We start from the raw sequence: 17,277 nt of genomic DNA, 5'->3' as shown, positions 1-17,277 counted from the left end.
GTCAGGCGGCCGGGCGGCCGGGCGGTCAGTGCGGCACGGGTTCCGCCGCGGAGACGTAGGTGCTGCGCAGGAACCGGGTGAGGGTCCTGGTCTCGAACTCCACGACCGAGACCCCCTGCGGGGTGTGGAACTCCACCACGGCCTGGACCCGGCCGCACGGCCACACCCGTATCGCGTCGCCGTCCACGGGCGCGCGCAGGCCCCGCTCCAGCAGTTCCCGCTCCACCGCCCACTCGCGGGGCACCACGCCGGGCAGAGCGACCCGTACGCACAGGGGATCGTTCTCGGGGTCGTACCGCAGCACCACGGTGACGGCCCCGCTGTTCTCCAGCCGGGGGTCGGCGTCCGTGACGATGTGGACTCGCGCGTACTGCTCGACTACGGACATCGGTGGGCCCCTTACGCTGCGTCGCTGTGCATCCAAGGCGTGTAAGCCGGCGTGTAGGTCGTATACCCACCCCAGGTTCCATCGTGCACCCGATCCGGAATCCGCGCTTCCGAGCGGCGAATATCACATATGAGGTATCCGGGAGGTAAAACAAGTCACTCGCTCTTGCGATGAGTTCGCAACTGGCCACATCATCGAGTCCGTGCACGCACCTGACGGATTCATCGACGCCTCCGTGTCCGCCGCCGCCGGAGCGGTCGCCGCCGCCGCCGTCGCCGTGAGCCTGCGGGGCGCGCGCCGTGAACAGGGGGGCACCTCCCGCTCGGGCACGGCCGGGAGCGGGGGAGAGCTCACCGCGCCGCTGGCCGGGCTGGTGGCGGCGTTCATCTTCGCCGTGCAGATGCTGAACTTCCCCGTCGGCGCGGGTACCAGCGGGCACCTGCTCGGCGGCGCCCTCGCCGCGATCCTCGTCGGCCCGTACACCGGGGTCCTGTGTGTCTCCGTCGTCCTGCTGATGCAGGCCGTCCTCTTCGCCGACGGCGGGCTGACCGCGCTCGGCGTGAACATCACCACCATGGCGATCACCACGGCGGTCGTCGCCTACCCGGTCTTCCGCGGCCTGGTGAAGGTGCTGCCGCGCACCCGCCGCTCGGTGACCGCCGCGTCCTTCGTCGCCGCCCTGCTCTCCGTCCCCGCCTCCGCGGTCGTCTTCACGCTGCTCTACGCGGTCGGCGGCACCACCGACGTCTCGATCGGCAAGGTCGCCACCGCCATGGTGGGCGTGCACCTCGTCATCGGCCTGGGCGAGGCCGTGATCACCGCCCTGACCGTCGGCGCGGTCGTCGCGGTCCGCCCGGACCTGGTGTACGGGGCACGCGGGCTGCGGCAGAAGCTCCGGTTGCGGGTCGACGGCGAACTGGTCGACGCCCCGGACACCACGGAGCCGGAGCCGGTCGGCGCCCGCTCCCGGAAGGGCATCTGGATCGGCGGACTGGTCACCTCGCTGGTCCTCGCCGGTTTCGTCAGCTTCTACGCCTCCGCGGACCCCGACGGCCTGGAGAGGGTCGCGACCGACCACGGCATCGACGAGAAGGCCCGGGAACACGCGAACGCCGACTCCCCGCTCGCCGACTACGGCGTCGAGGACGTGGACGACGCGCGGCTGTCCGGCGGCCTGGCGGGCGTGATCGGCGTCGGCGTGACGGTCGTCGCGGGCACCGGCGTGTTCTGGGTGGTCCGCAGGCGCGGCACGGACCGGAAGGCCGACGCCGCCGCACCCGGCGACACCACCCCCGGCAACGCTCCACCCGGCGACGCCGCACGCAGCGACGCTTCGCCCAGCGACACGAGCGACACGGGCGTCTGACATGGGAGCGGGCCACGCGCACCGGCTCTACCGGCACGGGCACTCCCCCGTGCACGCCCTGCCGCCGCACACCAAACTCGCCGCGGTCCTCGCCCTCGTGGTCGTCGTCGTGTCGACCCCGCGCGAGGCGATGTGGGCGTTCGCCGTCTACGCCGGACTGCTCGCCCTCGTCGCGTACGCCGCCCGCGTCCCGGCCGTCTTCCTGCTCGAACGGCTGCTGATCGAGGTCCCGTTCGTCGCCTTCGCCGTGCTCCTGCCGTTCGTGGCCGAGGGAGAGCGGGTCGGCGTCCTCGGCCTCTCGCTGAGCGTGAACGGCCTGTGGGGCGCCTGGAACGTGCTCGCCAAGGGCACCCTCGGCGTCGCCGCCTCGGTGCTGCTCGCCTCCACGACCGAACTGCGCGAACTGCTCCTCGGCCTCCAGCGGCTGAGGCTCCCGCCGCTGCTGGTGCAGATCGCCTCGTTCATGGTCCGTTACGGCGATGTCGTCACCGACGAGATGCGGCGCATGCGGATCGCCCGCGAGTCCCGCGGCTTCGAGGCGCGCGGGGTGCGGCACTGGGGCGTCCTCGCCAAGTCGGCCGGCGCGCTGTTCATCCGCTCCTACGAACGCGGCGAGCGGGTGCACCTGGCCATGGTGAGCCGCGGCTACTCCGGTTCCATGCCGGTGATCGACGAGGTGACCGCGTCCCGGACGCAGTGGTCGTACGCCCTCGCCCTCCCGTGTGCAGCCTTCGTCGTCTGTCTGCTGGGATGGACGCTATGAGTACCGCTTCCCTGGAGGTCTCCGGCCTCGCCTTCGCCTACCCCGACGGCCACCAGGCCCTGTTCGGCGTCGACTTCTCGGTCGCACGCGGCGAACGGGTCGCGCTGCTCGGCCCGAACGGCGCCGGCAAGACCACCCTCGTCCTCCACCTCAACGGCATCCTGACCGGCGGTACGGGCACGGTGACGGTGGCCGGACTGCCCGTCGGCAAGCAGCACATGGCGGAGATCCGGCGCCGGGTCGGCATCGTCTTCCAGGACCCCGACGACCAGCTCTTCATGCCGACGGTGCGCGAGGACGTGGCGTTCGGTCCGGCGGCGGCCGGGCTCAGGGGACCCGAGCTGGAGGAGCGCGTGGACCGCGCGCTGGGACGGGTCGGCATGGCGGAGTTCAAGGACCGCCCGCCGCACCACCTCTCCTTCGGGCAGCGGCGCCGGGTGGCCGTGGCGACCGTGCTGGCGATGGAGCCGGAGATCCTGGTCCTGGACGAGCCGTCCTCCAACCTGGACCCCGCATCCCGCCGTGAACTCGCCGACATCCTGCGCTCGCTGGACGTCACACTGCTGATGGTCACGCACGATCTGCCGTACGCGCTCGAGCTGTGCCCGCGCTCGCTGGTCCTGAGCGACGGGGTGATCGCGGCGGACGGCGGCACGGCGGACCTGCTCGCCGACGACGCCCTGATGCGCGCCCACCGTCTGGAGCTGCCGTACGGCTTCGACCCGCGCTCGGTACCGGCCGCGCCCGGCCGTTCGTGACGATCGCGCGCGGTCGCCCGCGCCCAGGAATCGCAGGCTGACGGACACGGTTGCACCCACTGTCACAGGCGGGTGGCCCCGGACGAGCGGAAGGACCGACAGAATCGTGGACGTCGACGTGCACGGCACAGTGGCCGGGGGCTTCGAGCCGGTCCGGGAGGCGTTCGCGCGGAACTTCGACCGGCTCGGGGACCGGGGCGCGGCCGTCGCCGTGTACCGGGACGGGCGCAGGGTCGTCGACCTGTGGGCCGGGGTGAAGGACGTCGACGGCACCGAGCCGTGGCGGCGGAACACCGTCCAGGTCGTGCGTTCGGCGACCAAGGGTGTCGCCGCCGCCGTACTCCTGCTGCTGCACCAGCGCGGTGAACTGGACCTGGACGCTCCGGTAGCGGCGTACTGGCCGGAGTTCAAGGCGCACGGCAAGGAACGGCTGCTGGTCCGGCACGTACTGAACCACCGCGCGGGGCTGCCGGTCCTGGACCGGCCGCTCACCTTCGCCGAGGCGGCCGACCCGGGGCGGGCCGCCGACGCCGTCGCCGCCCAGGCCCCCGCGTGGGAGCCGGGCACGGACCACGGCTACCACGCGCTGACCTACGGCTGGCTGCTCGACGAACTGGTGCGCCGGGTGACCGGCCGCGGTTCCGGCGAATGGATCGCGTCCGGTATCGCCGGCCCGCTGGGCCTGGACCTGTGGGTCGGACTGCCGGACACCGAGGCCCACCGCGTCGGCACGGTCGGCCGGATCGAGGGACCCGAACCGTCCGGCGCGCTCCGCGCCCGCCCCAAGCGCTCGGTCACCGACGCCTACACCGACCCCTCCTCCCTCACCCGCCGCGCCTTCGCGGCGATCACTCCCTTCCCGGACCAGAACGACCCGGCCTTCCACAGGGCGGCCCTGCCCGCCGCGAACGGGGTCGCGACGGCGGACGGGCTGGCCCGCTTCTACGCCTCACTCATCGGCCCGGTCGACGGTGTCCGCCTCCTCGACCCGGCCACCGTCGAGCAGGCCCGCACCGAGGAGTCGGCGGGCGGCGACCGGGTCCTGGTCGTCGGCACCCGCTTCGGCCTCGGCTACATGCTGCACGGCAGCGCCTCCCCCCTCCTGGCCCCGGGCTCCTTCGGCCACCCCGGCCGCGGCGGCTCCCTCGGCTTCGCCGACCCGGAGTCCGGCATCGCCTTCGGCTACGTCACCAACGGCTTCCGCAGGACGGTGACGGCGGACCCCAGGGCCCAGTCACTGATACGGGCGGTACGGCGGTCGCTGACCGCCTGATCAGACGTGGATCGGGTGCGAGGTCCGCCCCGACGCGTCGTCGATCTCGCCGTGCGCCTTGGTCAGCATCTGCATGGCCAGTTCGTTCAGCGCCCGCGCGGCGGCGATCTCCTCGCCGACCCGCGGCTGATTCGCGTCGGTGTGGTGCCGGTTCGCACGCCCGTGTGCCCGTACCTCGGACCCGTCGGGCAGCCGGACCAGCGCGGCCGCGCGCGTCTGCTGGTCGTCCTCCGTGAACTCCAGTTCCACGTGCCATCCCACTGCGGTATGCGTCTGCGTCATGACGATCACCTCCGGAGTACCTGATTCCAGGGTGCTCCTCGTCCCGCTCTGGTGCACCCGCCCACGTGGCCGCGACGGGCGCGAGTGCCGCGCGGGACGGGGCCCGCAAGGGCTCCGCACGGCCCCGGCCGTGAAAGAGGAAGCCGGTGAGGGCGGCCCGTCCCCACGGAGCCCTCACCGGCCGGCTGTGTGCTCGTCCGGGGGTGTCAGGCCCGTACGAGTTCCTTGTCCCCGGTCCTCGCGGCGTCATGGGCGGCCAGGGCCTCGCCCTCGACGTCCACGTTGGGCAGGGCGCGGTCCAGCCACTTCGGCAGCCACCAGGCCTTGTCGCCGAGCAGGGCGAGCACCGCCGGGACGATCGTCATACGGACCACGAACGCGTCGAAGAGGACGGCGACCGCGAGGCCGAAGCCGATCATCCTGACCATCGAGTCGCTGGAGCCGATGAAGCCGGCGAACACCGCCATCATGATCACCGCGGCGGCGGTCACCACCCGGGCGCTGTACCGGAAGCCGGTCACCACGGCCTGGCGCGGGTTCTCGCCGTGGACGTAGGCCTCCCGGATCCGGGTCACGAGGAACACCTCGTAGTCCATGGCCAGTCCGAAGACCACGCCGACCATGAAGATCGGCATCATCGACATGATCGGGCCGGTCTCCTCGACGCCCATCAGGCCGGCCAGCCAGCCCCACTGGTAGACCGCGACGACCGCGCCGAGGGCCGCCAGCACGGAGAGCAGGAAGCCGAGGGCCGCCTTCAGCGGGACCAGGATCGAGCGGAACACCACGATCAGCAGCAGGAAGGCCAGCCCGACCACCAGGACCAGGTACGGCACCAGCGCGTCGTTGAGCTTCTGCGAGACGTCGACGTTCATGGCCGTGGCGCCGGTGACCAGGACGTCGGCGTCGGTGTCGGCCGTGATGCCGGCCCCCGTGTCACGGATGTCGTGCACCAGGTCCTCGGTGGTCACCGAGGAGGGCTTGGAGTCGGGGATCACGGTGATCGTGGCCGTGTCGCCGGCCTTGTTGGGCTGAGCGGGGGCGACGTCCACGACGTTGTCGAGGCTCTTGACGTCGTCGCCGGTCCGGTCGAAGACCGCCTGCGGGTCACTGGCGCCCTTGGCGTCGACGACGACGACCAGCGGGCCGTTGAAGCCGGGGCCGAAGCCCTCGGAGAGCAGGTCGTAGGCCTTGCGCTGGGTGGTGGACGTCGGCTGGGAGCCGTCGTCGGGCAGGCCCAGTTCGAGGGAGGCCGCCGGGACGGCCGCGGCGCCCAGGCCGATGACGCCGAGCAGCAGGACGGCCAGCGGACGGCGGACGACGAGACGCGCCCAGCGGGTGCCCATGTTGGGGCGGTCCGCCTTCTTCGCGGTGCGGCCGCCGCCGAGCAGCTTGCTCTTCTCACCGGCGGGGCGGACCCGGCGGCCCGCGTAGCCGAGCAGGGCGGGGATCAGGGTGAGGGCGATCAGGACCGCGAGGGCGACCGTGCCGGCGGCGGCGATGCCCATCTTGGTCAGCATCGGGATGTTGACGACGGAGAGTCCGACCAGGGCGATCACGACGGTCAGCCCGGCGAAGACCACCGCGGAGCCGGCGGTGCCGACGGCCCGGCCGGCCGCCTCCTCGCGTCCGCGGCCCTCGGCCAGTTCGGCCCGGTAACGGGAGACGACGAAGAGCGCGTAGTCGATGCCGACGGCGAGGCCGATCATCGAGGCCAGGATGGAGGTCGTGGAACCGAGGTCGAGCGTACTGGCCAGCGCGGTGATGCTCGCGACGCCGACACCGACACCGACGATCGCGGTGAGCAGCGGCAGTCCGGCGGCGAGCAGCGAGCCGAGGGTGATGACCAGGACGACCGCGGCGATGCCGATGCCGATGATCTCGGCGGTGCCGGTCTCGGGTACGGCCTGGAGGGCGTCACCGCCGATCTCGACGGTCAGCCCCGAGGCGCGGGCGTCCTCGGCGGCGGCTTCCAGCGCCTCGCGGGAGGTCTCCTCCAGTTCCATGCCGGACACCTTGTAGGTCACCGAGGCGTAGGCGACGCTGCCGTTCTCGCTGACGCCGCCGCCCTCGTAGGGGTCGGAGACGCCGGCGACCTCGGAACCGCCGCCGAGTGCGTCGACGGTGTCCCGGACGACCGCCTTGTGGCCCGCGTCGGTCATCTTCCCGCCGTCCGGCGCCTTGAAGACGACGCGTGCGGTCGCCCCGTCGGCGCTGGAGCCGGGGAAGCGTTCCTCGAGCAGGTCGAAGGCCTTCTGGGCCTCGGTGCCGGGGATGGAGAAGGAGGAGTTGCCGGCCGCGGGGGCGCCGGCCGCGCCGGCTCCCGCGAGTGCCAGCAGCGCCACCCAGAAGAGGGCTACGAAGTGCCGTCGCCTGAAGGCGAACCGGCCGAGTCGATAGAGGAAAGTGGCCACGAGGGCGTACTCCCGGTCAGGTCGTGGTTGTTTCGGGGCAGGGGTGATCAGCCCGACGACGTGAGCGGTGACGTCAGGTGGTGGCTGAGTCGTGGTGTCCGGGTTGTCCGGGTGAGAGTTGTGGAGTGTGAGTCGCGGGGTGCGGGTTGTGGTGTCCGGCCCGGGGGCCGGTCAGCGGGTGGGCACGCCGAGGGCGGGGAGGACCACGGCGTCGATGTACGAGATGAGGAACTCCTGCGTGGGCGGCAGGTCGTCGATCAGCGTCCGGGTGGCGAACGCGCCGACGAGCATGTGCACCATGTATCCCAGCGCCGGATTGTCGGGGCTGACCTCGCCCCGGTCGATCGCGCGCTGGAGCACCAGCCCGAACTCCTCCACCTCCGGTTCGACCAGGAGGTCCTTGAAGGCCCGGCGGAGATCGTCGTTGAGCTGGACGGCCATGGCGAGCGCGCGCATCAGCGCCGCGTTCTGCTCGATGGCGCAGTCGTCCTCCCGCCCGATGATGGCGTACAGGTCGCCGCGCAGGGACCCGGTGTCGGTGCCGGCGATGCCGCCGGACTTCTGGCTGCGCATCGCCCTCACCACCAGCTCGGCCTTGCCGCCCCACTGGCGGTAGAGGGTGGCCTTGCTGGACCGGGTGCGGGCGGCCACGGCGTCCATGGTGAGGGCGTCGTAGCCGACCTCGCGGAGCAGGTCGAGCACGGCCAGGTACAGCTCGGCCTCGCGCTCGGGGGTGATCCGGCTGCGACGTACCGTCGCGACTTCACTCATGCCGCCCACCCCTTCCCTCCGGTCGTACCGTGCCAAAGAAACGACACCGTTTCGTACACGTAGAACGTACCCCGCCCGCCAGCGAAACGAAACGGTTTCGTTCGTGTTCTGCGTCACGGTTGTCGGTTCGGCATAAGTTGCTGCGGTCCGTCCCCCGGAAAAGCATGGGGAGGGTGACCTATCTGCGTCTGCCGCACCTCAAGGACGACCTGCTGTGCTTCGTGGCCGAGGACGACCTCTGGCTCGCCCCGCTCGACGCCCCCGGCCGCGCCTGGCGGCTCACCGTCGACCGGACCAAACTCGGCCGCCCCCGCTTCTCCCCCGACGGCCGGCACATCGCCTGCACGAGCTGGCGCAGCCTCGATCCGGAGGTGCACCTCGTCCCGGTGGACGGCGGACCGGGCCGGCGCCTCACCTACTGGGGCAGCTCCGACACCCGGGTCTGCGGCTGGGCGCCCCCCGACGACGACGGCCACGCCGAGATCCTCGCCGTCGCCTCGCACGGTGAGCCCTTCTCGTACTTCACCTGGGCCTACAAGCTCGCCTGCGACGGCAGCCCCGGCCGCAAACTGCCCTGGGGCCCGGTCACCGACATCCAGGTCGCCGACATCGCCGGGGAGCGCAGGTCACTGCTGCTCACCGGCACCCCGCCGCACGAACCCGCCTCCTGGAAGCGCTACCGGGGCGGCGCCACCGGCAGGCTGTGGCTGCACGGGCACCAGCTGCTCGACGGGCTCGACGGCCACCTGCACTCCCCCATGTTCGCCGACGGCCGGATCGCCTTCCTCTCCGACCACGAGGGCGTCGGCAACCTCTACTCGTGCGCGTACGACGGCTCCGGCCTGCGCCGGCACACCGACCACGACGCCTTCTACGCCCGGCACGCCTCCAGCGACGGCACCCGGGTCGTCTACCAGTGCGCCGGGGACCTGTGGATCGTGGACGACCTGTCCGCCGGCTCCGTCCCGCGCCGGCTCGACGTCACACTGAGCGGACCGCGGGCCGGCCGCCGCCCCTACCAGGTGCCGGCCGCGCGGCACCTGGACGGCATCTCCGTCGACGAGACCGGCCGGGCCAGCGCCGTCGTGGTGCGCGGCAGCCTGTACTGGCTCACCCACCGGGACGGCCCCGCCCGCGCGCTCACCGACACCCCGGGCGTACGGGTCCGGCTGCCGGAGATGCTCGGCGCCGGGGACCAGGTGGCGTACGTGACGGACGCCGAGGGCGAGGACGCCCTGGAGATCGCCTCCCTGCCCCGGGCGACCGGTCAGCGCACGCCCCGGCGGCTCGCCTCCGGGAAACTGGGCCGGGTGCTGGAGATGGTGGCCGACCCGGAGGGGCGGCGGCTGGCCGTCGCCGCGCACGACGGACGGCTGCTGCTGGCCGGCACCGGCGAGGAGGACCAGGAGGAGGTCACCGAGCTGATCCACTCCGGCAACGGGCCGGTGCGCGACCTCGCCTTCTCCCCCGACGGGGCCTGGCTGGCCTGGTCCCACCCCGTGATCGGGCGGTCGCTGCGGCAGATCAAACTCGCCCGGATCAAGGACCGGCTGGTCCTCGACGTCACCAACGGCCGCTTCGAGGACGAGAACCCGGTCTTCACCCGGGACGGCCGCTATCTCGCCTTCCTCTCCTGGCGCGGCTTCGACCCGGTGTACGACGTGCACACCGGCGATCTGTCCTTCCCGCTGGGCTGCCGCCCCTATCTGGTGCCGCTGGCCTCGGCGACCCCCTCGCCGTTCGCCCTGAACCCCGAGGGCCGTCCGGCCGCCGGGGGCCTGGACCCGGTCGAGCGGGAGGACGCCGAGGAGGGCGGCGAGGGCACCGGCACGGTGACCGTCGAGGCGGAGGGCCTGGAGAGCAGGGTCACGCCCTTCCCGGTGGCCGCCTCCAAGTACTCGGGGCTGTACCCGGTCGCGGGCTGCGGTCTGGTGTGGCTGCGCTGGCCGATCTCCGGCGCGCTCGGCGAGACCTTCGTCAACCCCGATGACACCAGCGGCCGGCCCGCGCTGGAACACTTCGACATCGGCAAGGCGAAGAAGTACGAACTCGTCGCGGACCTGGACTTCTTCGCGGTCAGCGGTGACGGCAGCCGGCTGGTCGTGGTCGACGAGGGCGAACCGCGCGCGGTGCCCGCCACCGAGCCCGGCGACAGCGACTCCACGGTGTGGATCGACGCCCGCCGCATCCTGCACGAGGCCGACCCGGCGGCCGAGTGGCGCCAGGCGTACGCGGAGGCCGGGCGGCTGATCCGCGCCTACTTCTGGGAACCGGGCATGTGCGGGATCGACTGGGACGCGGTCCTGGAGCAGTACCGCCCGCTGGTCGAACGGGTCGCCTCGCCCGACGAGTTCGCGGACCTGCTGCGCGAGGTCCTCGGCGAACTCGGCACCTCCCACGCCTATGTCACCGCCGCCCGCCGCAACGAGGGCCCGCCGCACTACCAGCGCCGCCAGGGCCTGCTCGGCGCCAACCTCGCCCCGCGCGAGGACGGCTGGACGGTCCAGCGCATTCTGCCCGGCGACTCCTCCGACTCCCGGGCCCGCTCCCCGCTGGCCGGCACCGGTATCCGCGAGGGCGCGGTCCTCACCCATGTCGACGGCCGCCCGGTGGACCCGGTCACCGGCCCCTACCCGCTGCTCGCGGGCGCCGGCGGTACGACCGTGGAGCTGACGTTCGTCCCCGCCGGCGGCGAGGGCCCGCCCCGGCGGGTCGCCGTCGTGCCGCTGATCGACGAGACACCGCTGCGCTACCAGGACTGGGTGGCCAAACGCCGCGCGGTGGTAAGGGAGTTGAGCGCCGGCCGCTGCGGCTATCTGCACATCCCCGACATGGGAGGCTCCGGCTGGGCCCAGTTCAACCGCGACGTGCGCATGGAGATGTCCCGGCCCGCGCTGATCGTGGACGTGCGCGGCAACGCCGGCGGGCACATCAGCGAACTCGTCGTGGAGAAGCTGACCCGGACCATCATCGGCTGGGACCTCACCCGCAACGCCCAGCCCGTCTCGTACGCCTCCAACGCCCCGCGCGGACCGGTGGTGGCCCTGGCGGACGAGGCGACCAGCTCCGACGGCGACATGATCACCGCCGCCTTCAAACTGCTGGACCTGGGCCCGGTGGTGGGTCGGCGCACCTGGGGCGGCGTGGTCGGTATGACCGGCCGGCACCGGCTGGGCGACGGCACGGTGATCACGGTGCCGATGAACGCGGCCTGGTTCGACGCGTACGGCTGGTCCGTGGAGAACAAGGGCGTCGAACCGGACCTGGAGGCGCTGCGCACCCCGCTGGACTGGGCCGAGGGCCGGTACGCGGTGCTGGACGACGCGGTGCGGCTCGCCCTGGAGCTGCTGGAGGCCAGGCCCCCGGCAACTCCGCCCGGCTACAGCGGCGTTCCCGACCGGTCACGTCCGAAGCTGCCGCCGAGGACATGAGCGGCCGGGCATGCGAGGAGGGGTGCCCCCTTCGCCAGGGACACCCCTCCTGCCTGCGCTTCAGTGCTTCGGCTCCATGCTTCGGCGCTTCAGTGCTTCACTGCTTCAGTGCTTCCGCGCGCGACGTCAGACCTCGTAGTCCTCGTCGAAGCGCTCCTCGGACTCGCGCTGACGACGCTGCTCGTCCATGTCCTCGTCGCGCCGGCGGCCGCGGTTCTGCAGCTGCTCCTTGCCCTGCTGGGCACGCTGCTTGGCCTGCTGCTGGAGCTGCTCGGACTTCTCCTGGAACTGGTCCTTCATACCCATGTGGGTTCACTCCCGTGTGGGGTGGGGGAACTTGCCCGATCAGATTCACACGGGCCGTCACCCTGCGCATGTCGATCACTTACGGACCGTAGCGCGATGCTGCTCATCGGCGTTCCCGCCGGCCCCGACCAGTCCCGTACGGACGGTGTCGAGCCGCTCCCCGAACCGCCGCATCTCCCGCTGCCCCACCGTCCCGATGACCGCGGGGAGATAACCCCGCACGCCCTGCATCCCGCGCAGCCACCACTGCCCGTACACATGGGCCGACCGCCGCTCGATCCCGGCCACCAGCCGGTCCACCGCGGGGCCCAGCGGATACGTCTTGTCGGCCGGCCACGGCAGGCGCTGCCGCAGCTCCCGCATCACGTCGTCCTGGTCGGCGCCGCGCACCATGTCGGTGTCGGTCCACGACAGATACCCGATACCCACCTTCACGCCCCGGTGCCCGACCTCGCCGCGCAGGCAGTGCGCGTACGCCTCCACACCGGACTTGGAGGCGCAGTACGCCGACATCATCGGCGCGGGTGTGATCGCGGCGAGGGAGGCTATCTGGAGCAGGTAGCCGCGGCTCTCGGTGAGCAGCGGCAGGAACGCCCGCGCGGTGACCGCCGATCCGACCAGGTTCACCTCGATCACCCGGCGCCAGGACTCCGGATCGGAGTCGGCGAACGGACCGCCCGTCGCCACACCGGCGTTGGCGACCACGATGTCCACCCGGCCGAACCGCTCCCGGACCCCTTCGGCGACCTCGGCCATCGCCTCGTGGTCGGTGACGTCCGCGTACCAGTGGTCGCTGTCGCTGTGCAGTCGCGCGGAGACGTCCTTGAGCGCGTCCGGCTCCAGTCCGACCAGCGCCACCTTCACGCCCCGGGCGGAGAGCTTGCGGGCCAGCAACTCCCCGACACCGCGCGCCGCTCCGGTGACGACGGCGACCTTGCCTTCGAGACTGACCCTGCTCATGCGCTCTCCTCGGCGGGTATGACGTGCTGGTGGGCGGTCACATGGGCGGCGACCAGGGCCCGGATCCTCCCGGCGACGAGGCCGGGCGCCTCGATGGGCGTCATGTGGCCGACTCCGGGCAGTTCGGTGACGCCGAGACACTGCGGCAGCGCGGCCGCGAGCGTCCGGGCGTGCACCGGCGGGGTGAGCCGGTCCGCGGTCCCGGCGACGATCTCGGTGGGCACGCGCAACTCCCGTACACCGTGGTCCAGATCGAGCGTCCCGAGGACCTGCGACCAGGCGTGGCGCACCGCGCGGGGGCAGGCGTGCACGATGTGGGCGCACGCCTCGACCATGTCGGGGGCCGAAGCACGGCCCATCGTCGCGTACTTGAGGATCCGGCGAGCGAGCGGTGTGACCGGCCCGAGCGGGGCGCGGGTGCCGAGGACGCGGTGCGTCAGCCGGGTCCGTACCCGCCCCGGCCGCAGCGGCAGCACCGTCGACTCGTCGACCAGCCGTGCGCTGCCGGTACTGCACAGCAGTACGGCGGCGGCGTGCGCGGCGAAGGCGGGCCGGCCGGACGCGGCCATGACGGTCATGCCGCCCATGGAGTGCCCGGCGATCACCGCCCGTTCGCCCGGTGCGAGGGTGGCGGTGAGGACCGCCTCGAGGTCGTCGGCGAGCGCGTCGGTGGTGCAGGCCGGGCTCGCGGGCGTCCGTCCGTGGCCGCGCTGGTCGTAGGCGATGACCCGGTGGTCGGCGGAGAGTTCACGGATCTGCGCCGCCCAGAAGGCGGTCGAGCAGGTCCAGCCGTGGGCGAGCACGACCGCGGGCGCCTGTTCGGGTCCGTGCACCTCGACGTGCAGCCGGGTGCCGTCGGCGGAGAGGGCGGTCAGTTCGCGGGCGGCGGCCGGCGGGGCGTACGGCCCGGAGGTGACGTGGGCGCGGCGGCTCATGCGGTCACCCCGGTGTTCTCCCGGGTGGTGTCCCGTTCGGCGGGGAGGCTGCGCACGACGGCGTACTCGGAGAGGTCCACGCGCCGGGTCTCCCGCCGGAACTCACTGGTCGTGCCCGGCCAGATGGTGGTGTTGCGCCCGCTCTCGTCGAGGTACCAGCTGGTGCAGCCGCCGGTGTTCCACACCGTGCGCTTCATCCGCTCCTGCACCCGGTGGTTCCAGGCGCGGACGGCGCTGGGGCGGGCGTCCAGGGCGACCCGGCCGCCGAGGACGTCGAGCTGGCGCATGTAGTCGGCCAGGTAGTTCAGCTGGGACTCGATCATCAGGATCATGGAGGAGTTCCCGAGGCCGGTGTTGGGCCCGATGACCGTCATCCAGTTGGGGAATCCGGCGGCGGCCGCGCCGCGCAGCGACTGCATCCCGCCCGCCCAGGACTCGGCGAGGGTCTTCCCCTCGGCGCCGACGACCCGCTCGGCGATGGGCATGTCGGTGACGTGGAACCCGGTGCCGAACACGATCGCGTCGACCTCGGCCTCGGTCCCGTCGGCACCCACCACGGTCGACCCGCGCACCTCGCTCAGCCCGCCGACGACGTCGACGTTGGGCTGCGCGAGCGCCGGGTAGTACGTGCTCGACAGCAGGATGCGCTTGCAGCCGATGCGGTAGTCCGGGGTGAGCCTGGCGCGCAGGGCCGGGTCCTTGATGGCGCGGCCCATGTTCCGCTTGGCCAGCTGCTCGACGAAGCCGAGTTCACCGGGGTGCTTGGTGAACGCCTGGACCTGGAGCTCCCGCACCCCCCAGAGCAGTCCGCGGCGCAGCTTGGTGGTGAAGGGCAGCGTGCGGTGCAGTGCGCGCTCGGCGCCGCTGATGGGCCGGTCCATGCGGGGCAGGACCCAGGCGGGCGTGCGCTGGAAGAGGGTCAGCCGCGACACGAGCGGCTGGACCGCGGGCACGATCTGGATCGCGGACGCCCCGGTGCCGACCATGGCGACGCGCTTGCCCCGCAGGTCGTAGTCGTGGTCCCACCGGGCGGAGTGGAACACCTTGCCGGGGAAGGTGTCGAGTCCCGGGATGTCCGGCAGCCTGGGCTCGGACAGCGGCCCGGTGGCGGAGACGACCGCGTCCGCGCTGAGATTCCCGCTGCTGGTCTCGATGTCCCACCGCAGCCGCTCGGTGTCCCACGTCATCCGCTTCACCTCGGAGTCGAAGCGGAGGTGCGGGCGCAGGCCGAAGACGTCGGTGACGTGCTCGAGGTAGGCGCGGATGTGCTCCTGTCCGGAGAAGGAGCGCGGCCAGTCGGGGTTGGGCGCGAAGGAGAACGAGTACAGGTGCGACGGCACGTCGCACGCACAGCCGGGATAGCTGTTGTCGCGCCAGGTGCCGCCGACACTGCCCGCCCGTTCCAGGACGACGAAGTCGGTGATCCCCTCGCGGCGCAGCCGCACGGCGGCCCCGAGCCCGCCGAACCCCGACCCGACCACCGCCACCCGTACATGCTCGTGCTCGTGCTCGGCCATCCCGAAAGCCTCCACGCATCACTCAGAACCCTGCCAGTGAACACTGGCACAATGGGGAGAGTAGAGCAGCGCCGTACTGATGGGTAGGGGGCGTGCCAGGAAACTTACCGCCGGTACGCCCTAGGCTTCACACGTGGCAGAAGACAGCGAGGGACCGACGGAGCAGCGCGAGTACCGCATGGAGGAGCTGGCCGAGCTGGCCGGCATCACGGTGCGCACACTGCGCTTCTACCGGGAACGCAAGCTGATCCCGCCGCCCCGCCGCGAGGGCCGTATCGCCTGGTACGACGACCACCACCTGGCCCGGCTGCGCACGATCACGGCGCTGCTGGAACGCGGCCACACCCTGAACGGCATAGCCGAGCTGGCCGAGGCCTTCGACCACGGCCGGGACGTCGGCGAACTCCTCGGCATGAACACCCCCACCGAGGAGACCCCGGTCCGCCTCACCCCCGAGGAACTCGCCGACCACTTCTCCGGCGAGGTCACCCCGGAGAACCTGGCCGCCGCGCTGGACCTCGGCTACCTCGGTGTCGACGGCGAGGACATCGTCCACATCAGCCGCCGTCTGCTGGAGGTGTCCTCGGAGCTGGTCCGCGAGGGCATCCCGCTCGCCGAGGTGCTCCGCACCGGGGCCGAGGTCCGCACCCACGCCGACACCCTGGCCGGCCTCTTCGCCGGCCTGATCCTCCGCCACGCCCCCGAGGAGGCCGTGCACCGCCTGCGCCCCCTGGCCCGCAGCGTGGTCGACGCGGAACTCTCCCTGGCGCTGGACCGCCGGCTGCGGGAGCGGGGGTAGGGCCGGATCCGGTGTCAGCCGGGACGCCCGGGCGCCTGGGTCAGGTTCCACGCGACAGCGCCGGTACCGGAGCCCGCCGAGGCGATCTCGAACGTCACCTCGCCGTGCGGGCGCTCGACGGCCACCAGCTCGTTGCCCGTGTTGCAGGGCAGCCGGCGGGTGGCCTTCGCCCCGTTCACGGTGATTTCGACGGTGAACGCCTTGCCGCGTCCGGCGCAGGCGACCGCCAGGAAGTAGTCGGTGCCGGAGTCGAGCGCGGGGACGGTGCGGCGGAACCGGCCGGGAAGGTCGCCCGCGCCCGCGTCCGCGTGCTCGTCCGGCTCACGGTCCAGGTTCATGTCCGTGCCCAGCCCGTTCAGCGCCGCCTGCCGGTAGATGTTGCGCGGTGAGGCCCCCTCCAGCAGCCGCCGGACGTCGCCCGGGGTCCTGGGCCGGTACGTCTCACCGACCGCGAACCTGGCGACCGCGTCCTGGGGCAGCCCCACCCGGACGGCCCGGTGGTAGGCGTCGCGGCCGACGGTGCGGCCCTCGAACTCGCCCCGCCCGAAGGTCGCGTCGTCGTACGGAACGGCCGCGTCGTCCCCGATCAGTTCCACGCCCTTCCCCGGACCGGCGAGACCGACCAGGTAGGTGTGGCCGGGTTCGACGCGCGGCGCACCCTCCCGTACGGCTTCCTCCCTGCCGCCCCAGAAGGTGGTGTACGAACCGTGCACCCGCAGGCTGATCGTCCTGGGCAGCCGGGGCGCCCCCGGCCTCGACCACACGACCCGGGTGACGGTCGCGGTGACCGTCCGGGGGACGTAGTCCTCCTCCGGATCGGGTTCGCCCACCGTTTCCCCGGTGACGCGGACGACAGCGGCGTGGTCACCATGGGCGACCCACTCCTCCGCGGCCGCCGAACCGCGGAACGGATCGTAGGAGGCACGGGGAAGCACCCGTCGCCCGTCGTCCCCCGCGAGGGCCACCGCTCCCCCCGCGCCGGCCAGCACGGCCAGACCGACGACGATCCCGATCACCGCTCGTCTCCTCGACGCCACCGCGCTCCCGTCCGGACCCCGGGTCCGTCCCGCCGGTCATCAACGGGGGACGACTCGAGCGGCCGTTCGGTTGCACGGACCACCTGACTCTCCACGTACCGGGGCCGACCGGCGTGACGGATGGTCCGTTTCGCCACCGTGGCCGGGGGCCGGGAGCCGTGGGCCGTGGGACCGGGAGCCGGGGACGGGGGGGCTGTCGGCCGCGGGACCGGAAGCCGGGGACCAGCGGCTGTCGGCCGCGGGACCGGAAGCCGGGGACCAGCGGCTGTCGGCCGCG

The 17,277-nt window shown here is 72.5% G+C and carries 15 protein-coding genes; 6 read left to right on the top strand and 9 right to left on the bottom strand.

The genetic code is table 11. The features are described 5' to 3' along the window. Positions 1–25: 25 nt before the first annotated feature. Positions 26–388, bottom strand: coding sequence for an SsgA family sporulation/cell division regulator (locus B9S61_RS38230; protein ID WP_103546270.1), 363 nt, complete (start codon positions 386–388; stop codon positions 26–28). Positions 389–590: 202 nt separating this feature from the next. On the opposite strand from B9S61_RS38230, the gene B9S61_RS38225 reads away from it, so the two are divergent. From B9S61_RS38225 to B9S61_RS38210, 4 genes are all read left to right on the top strand, one after another. Continuing rightward, on the top strand, positions 591–1,754 hold the full coding sequence (locus B9S61_RS38225; protein ID WP_103546269.1) for an energy-coupling factor ABC transporter permease: 1,164 nt from the start codon (positions 591–593) through the stop codon (positions 1,752–1,754). 1 nt (position 1,755) lies between these two features. Then, positions 1,756–2,517 (top strand): cobalt ECF transporter T component CbiQ, encoded by a 762-nt coding sequence (gene cbiQ / locus B9S61_RS38220; RefSeq protein WP_103546268.1) that lies wholly within the window; start codon positions 1,756–1,758, stop codon positions 2,515–2,517. Further along, on the top strand, positions 2,505–3,275 hold the full coding sequence (locus tag B9S61_RS38215; RefSeq protein WP_103546267.1) for an energy-coupling factor ABC transporter ATP-binding protein: 771 nt from the start codon (positions 2,505–2,507) through the stop codon (positions 3,273–3,275). Before cbiQ ends, B9S61_RS38215 begins: the two co-directional genes overlap by 13 nt. A 106-nt stretch (positions 3,276–3,381) precedes the next feature. Next, complete coding sequence (locus B9S61_RS38210; protein ID WP_181007730.1) at positions 3,382–4,548, top strand: serine hydrolase domain-containing protein; 1,167 nt, start codon at positions 3,382–3,384, stop codon at positions 4,546–4,548. On the opposite strand, the gene B9S61_RS38205 is transcribed toward B9S61_RS38210, so the two are convergent. From B9S61_RS38205 to B9S61_RS38195, 3 genes are all read right to left on the bottom strand, one after another. Beyond that, on the bottom strand, positions 4,549–4,830 hold the full coding sequence (locus B9S61_RS38205) for a DUF1876 domain-containing protein (RefSeq protein WP_103546274.1): 282 nt from the start codon (positions 4,828–4,830) through the stop codon (positions 4,549–4,551). It lies immediately after the preceding gene. Positions 4,831–5,036: 206 nt separating this feature from the next. Next, on the bottom strand, positions 5,037–7,244 hold the full coding sequence (locus tag B9S61_RS38200) for an MMPL family transporter (protein WP_103546265.1): 2,208 nt from the start codon (positions 7,242–7,244) through the stop codon (positions 5,037–5,039). A 171-nt stretch (positions 7,245–7,415) separates the two neighbouring features. Further along, positions 7,416–8,015 carry a TetR/AcrR family transcriptional regulator gene (locus B9S61_RS38195; protein ID WP_103546273.1) on the bottom strand — a complete coding sequence of 200 codons (600 nt, stop codon included), beginning with the start codon at positions 8,013–8,015 and terminating at the stop codon, positions 7,416–7,418. Between the two features lie 173 nt (positions 8,016–8,188). Here B9S61_RS38195 and B9S61_RS38190 point away from each other — a divergent pair, with 173 nt between their 5' ends. Beyond that, positions 8,189–11,446 (top strand): S41 family peptidase, encoded by a 3,258-nt coding sequence (locus tag B9S61_RS38190; protein ID WP_103546264.1) that lies wholly within the window; start codon positions 8,189–8,191, stop codon positions 11,444–11,446. 126 nt (positions 11,447–11,572) lie between these two features. Here B9S61_RS38190 and B9S61_RS38185 read toward each other — a convergent pair whose 3' ends face one another. The 4 genes from B9S61_RS38185 to B9S61_RS38170 all read right to left on the bottom strand — a co-directional run bounded on the left by B9S61_RS38185 (position 11,573) and on the right by B9S61_RS38170 (position 15,164). Then, on the bottom strand, positions 11,573–11,752 hold the full coding sequence (locus tag B9S61_RS38185) for a hypothetical protein (RefSeq protein ID WP_103546263.1): 180 nt from the start codon (positions 11,750–11,752) through the stop codon (positions 11,573–11,575). 75 nt (positions 11,753–11,827) lie between these two features. Further along, on the bottom strand, positions 11,828–12,712 hold the full coding sequence (locus B9S61_RS38180; protein WP_103546262.1) for an SDR family oxidoreductase: 885 nt from the start codon (positions 12,710–12,712) through the stop codon (positions 11,828–11,830). Further along, positions 12,709–13,647, bottom strand: coding sequence for an alpha/beta fold hydrolase (locus tag B9S61_RS38175; RefSeq protein WP_103546261.1), 939 nt, complete (start codon positions 13,645–13,647; stop codon positions 12,709–12,711). The genes B9S61_RS38180 and B9S61_RS38175 overlap by 4 nt, the downstream gene beginning before the upstream one ends. Continuing rightward, positions 13,644–15,164 (bottom strand): NAD(P)/FAD-dependent oxidoreductase, encoded by a 1,521-nt coding sequence (locus tag B9S61_RS38170; RefSeq protein WP_103546260.1) that lies wholly within the window; start codon positions 15,162–15,164, stop codon positions 13,644–13,646. Before B9S61_RS38170 ends, B9S61_RS38175 begins: the two co-directional genes overlap by 4 nt. 178 nt (positions 15,165–15,342) lie before the next feature. Between B9S61_RS38170 and B9S61_RS38165 the strand changes: the two genes are divergently transcribed. Beyond that, positions 15,343–15,963 (top strand): MerR family transcriptional regulator, encoded by a 621-nt coding sequence (locus B9S61_RS38165; protein WP_103546272.1) that lies wholly within the window; start codon positions 15,343–15,345, stop codon positions 15,961–15,963. 14 nt (positions 15,964–15,977) lie between these two features. Here B9S61_RS38165 and B9S61_RS38160 read toward each other — a convergent pair whose 3' ends face one another. Next, positions 15,978–16,979, bottom strand: coding sequence for a hypothetical protein (locus tag B9S61_RS38160; RefSeq protein WP_103546259.1), 1,002 nt, complete (start codon positions 16,977–16,979; stop codon positions 15,978–15,980). Positions 16,980–17,277: the final 298 nt, after the last annotated feature.

Source organism: Streptomyces sp. SM1, from assembly GCF_002910825.1.
Taxonomy (GTDB): Bacteria; Actinomycetota; Actinomycetes; order Streptomycetales; family Streptomycetaceae; genus Streptomyces; species Streptomyces okerensis.
Note: the sequence above shows the minus strand (reverse complement) of the source record. Positions and strands in the feature narration are given on the sequence as shown.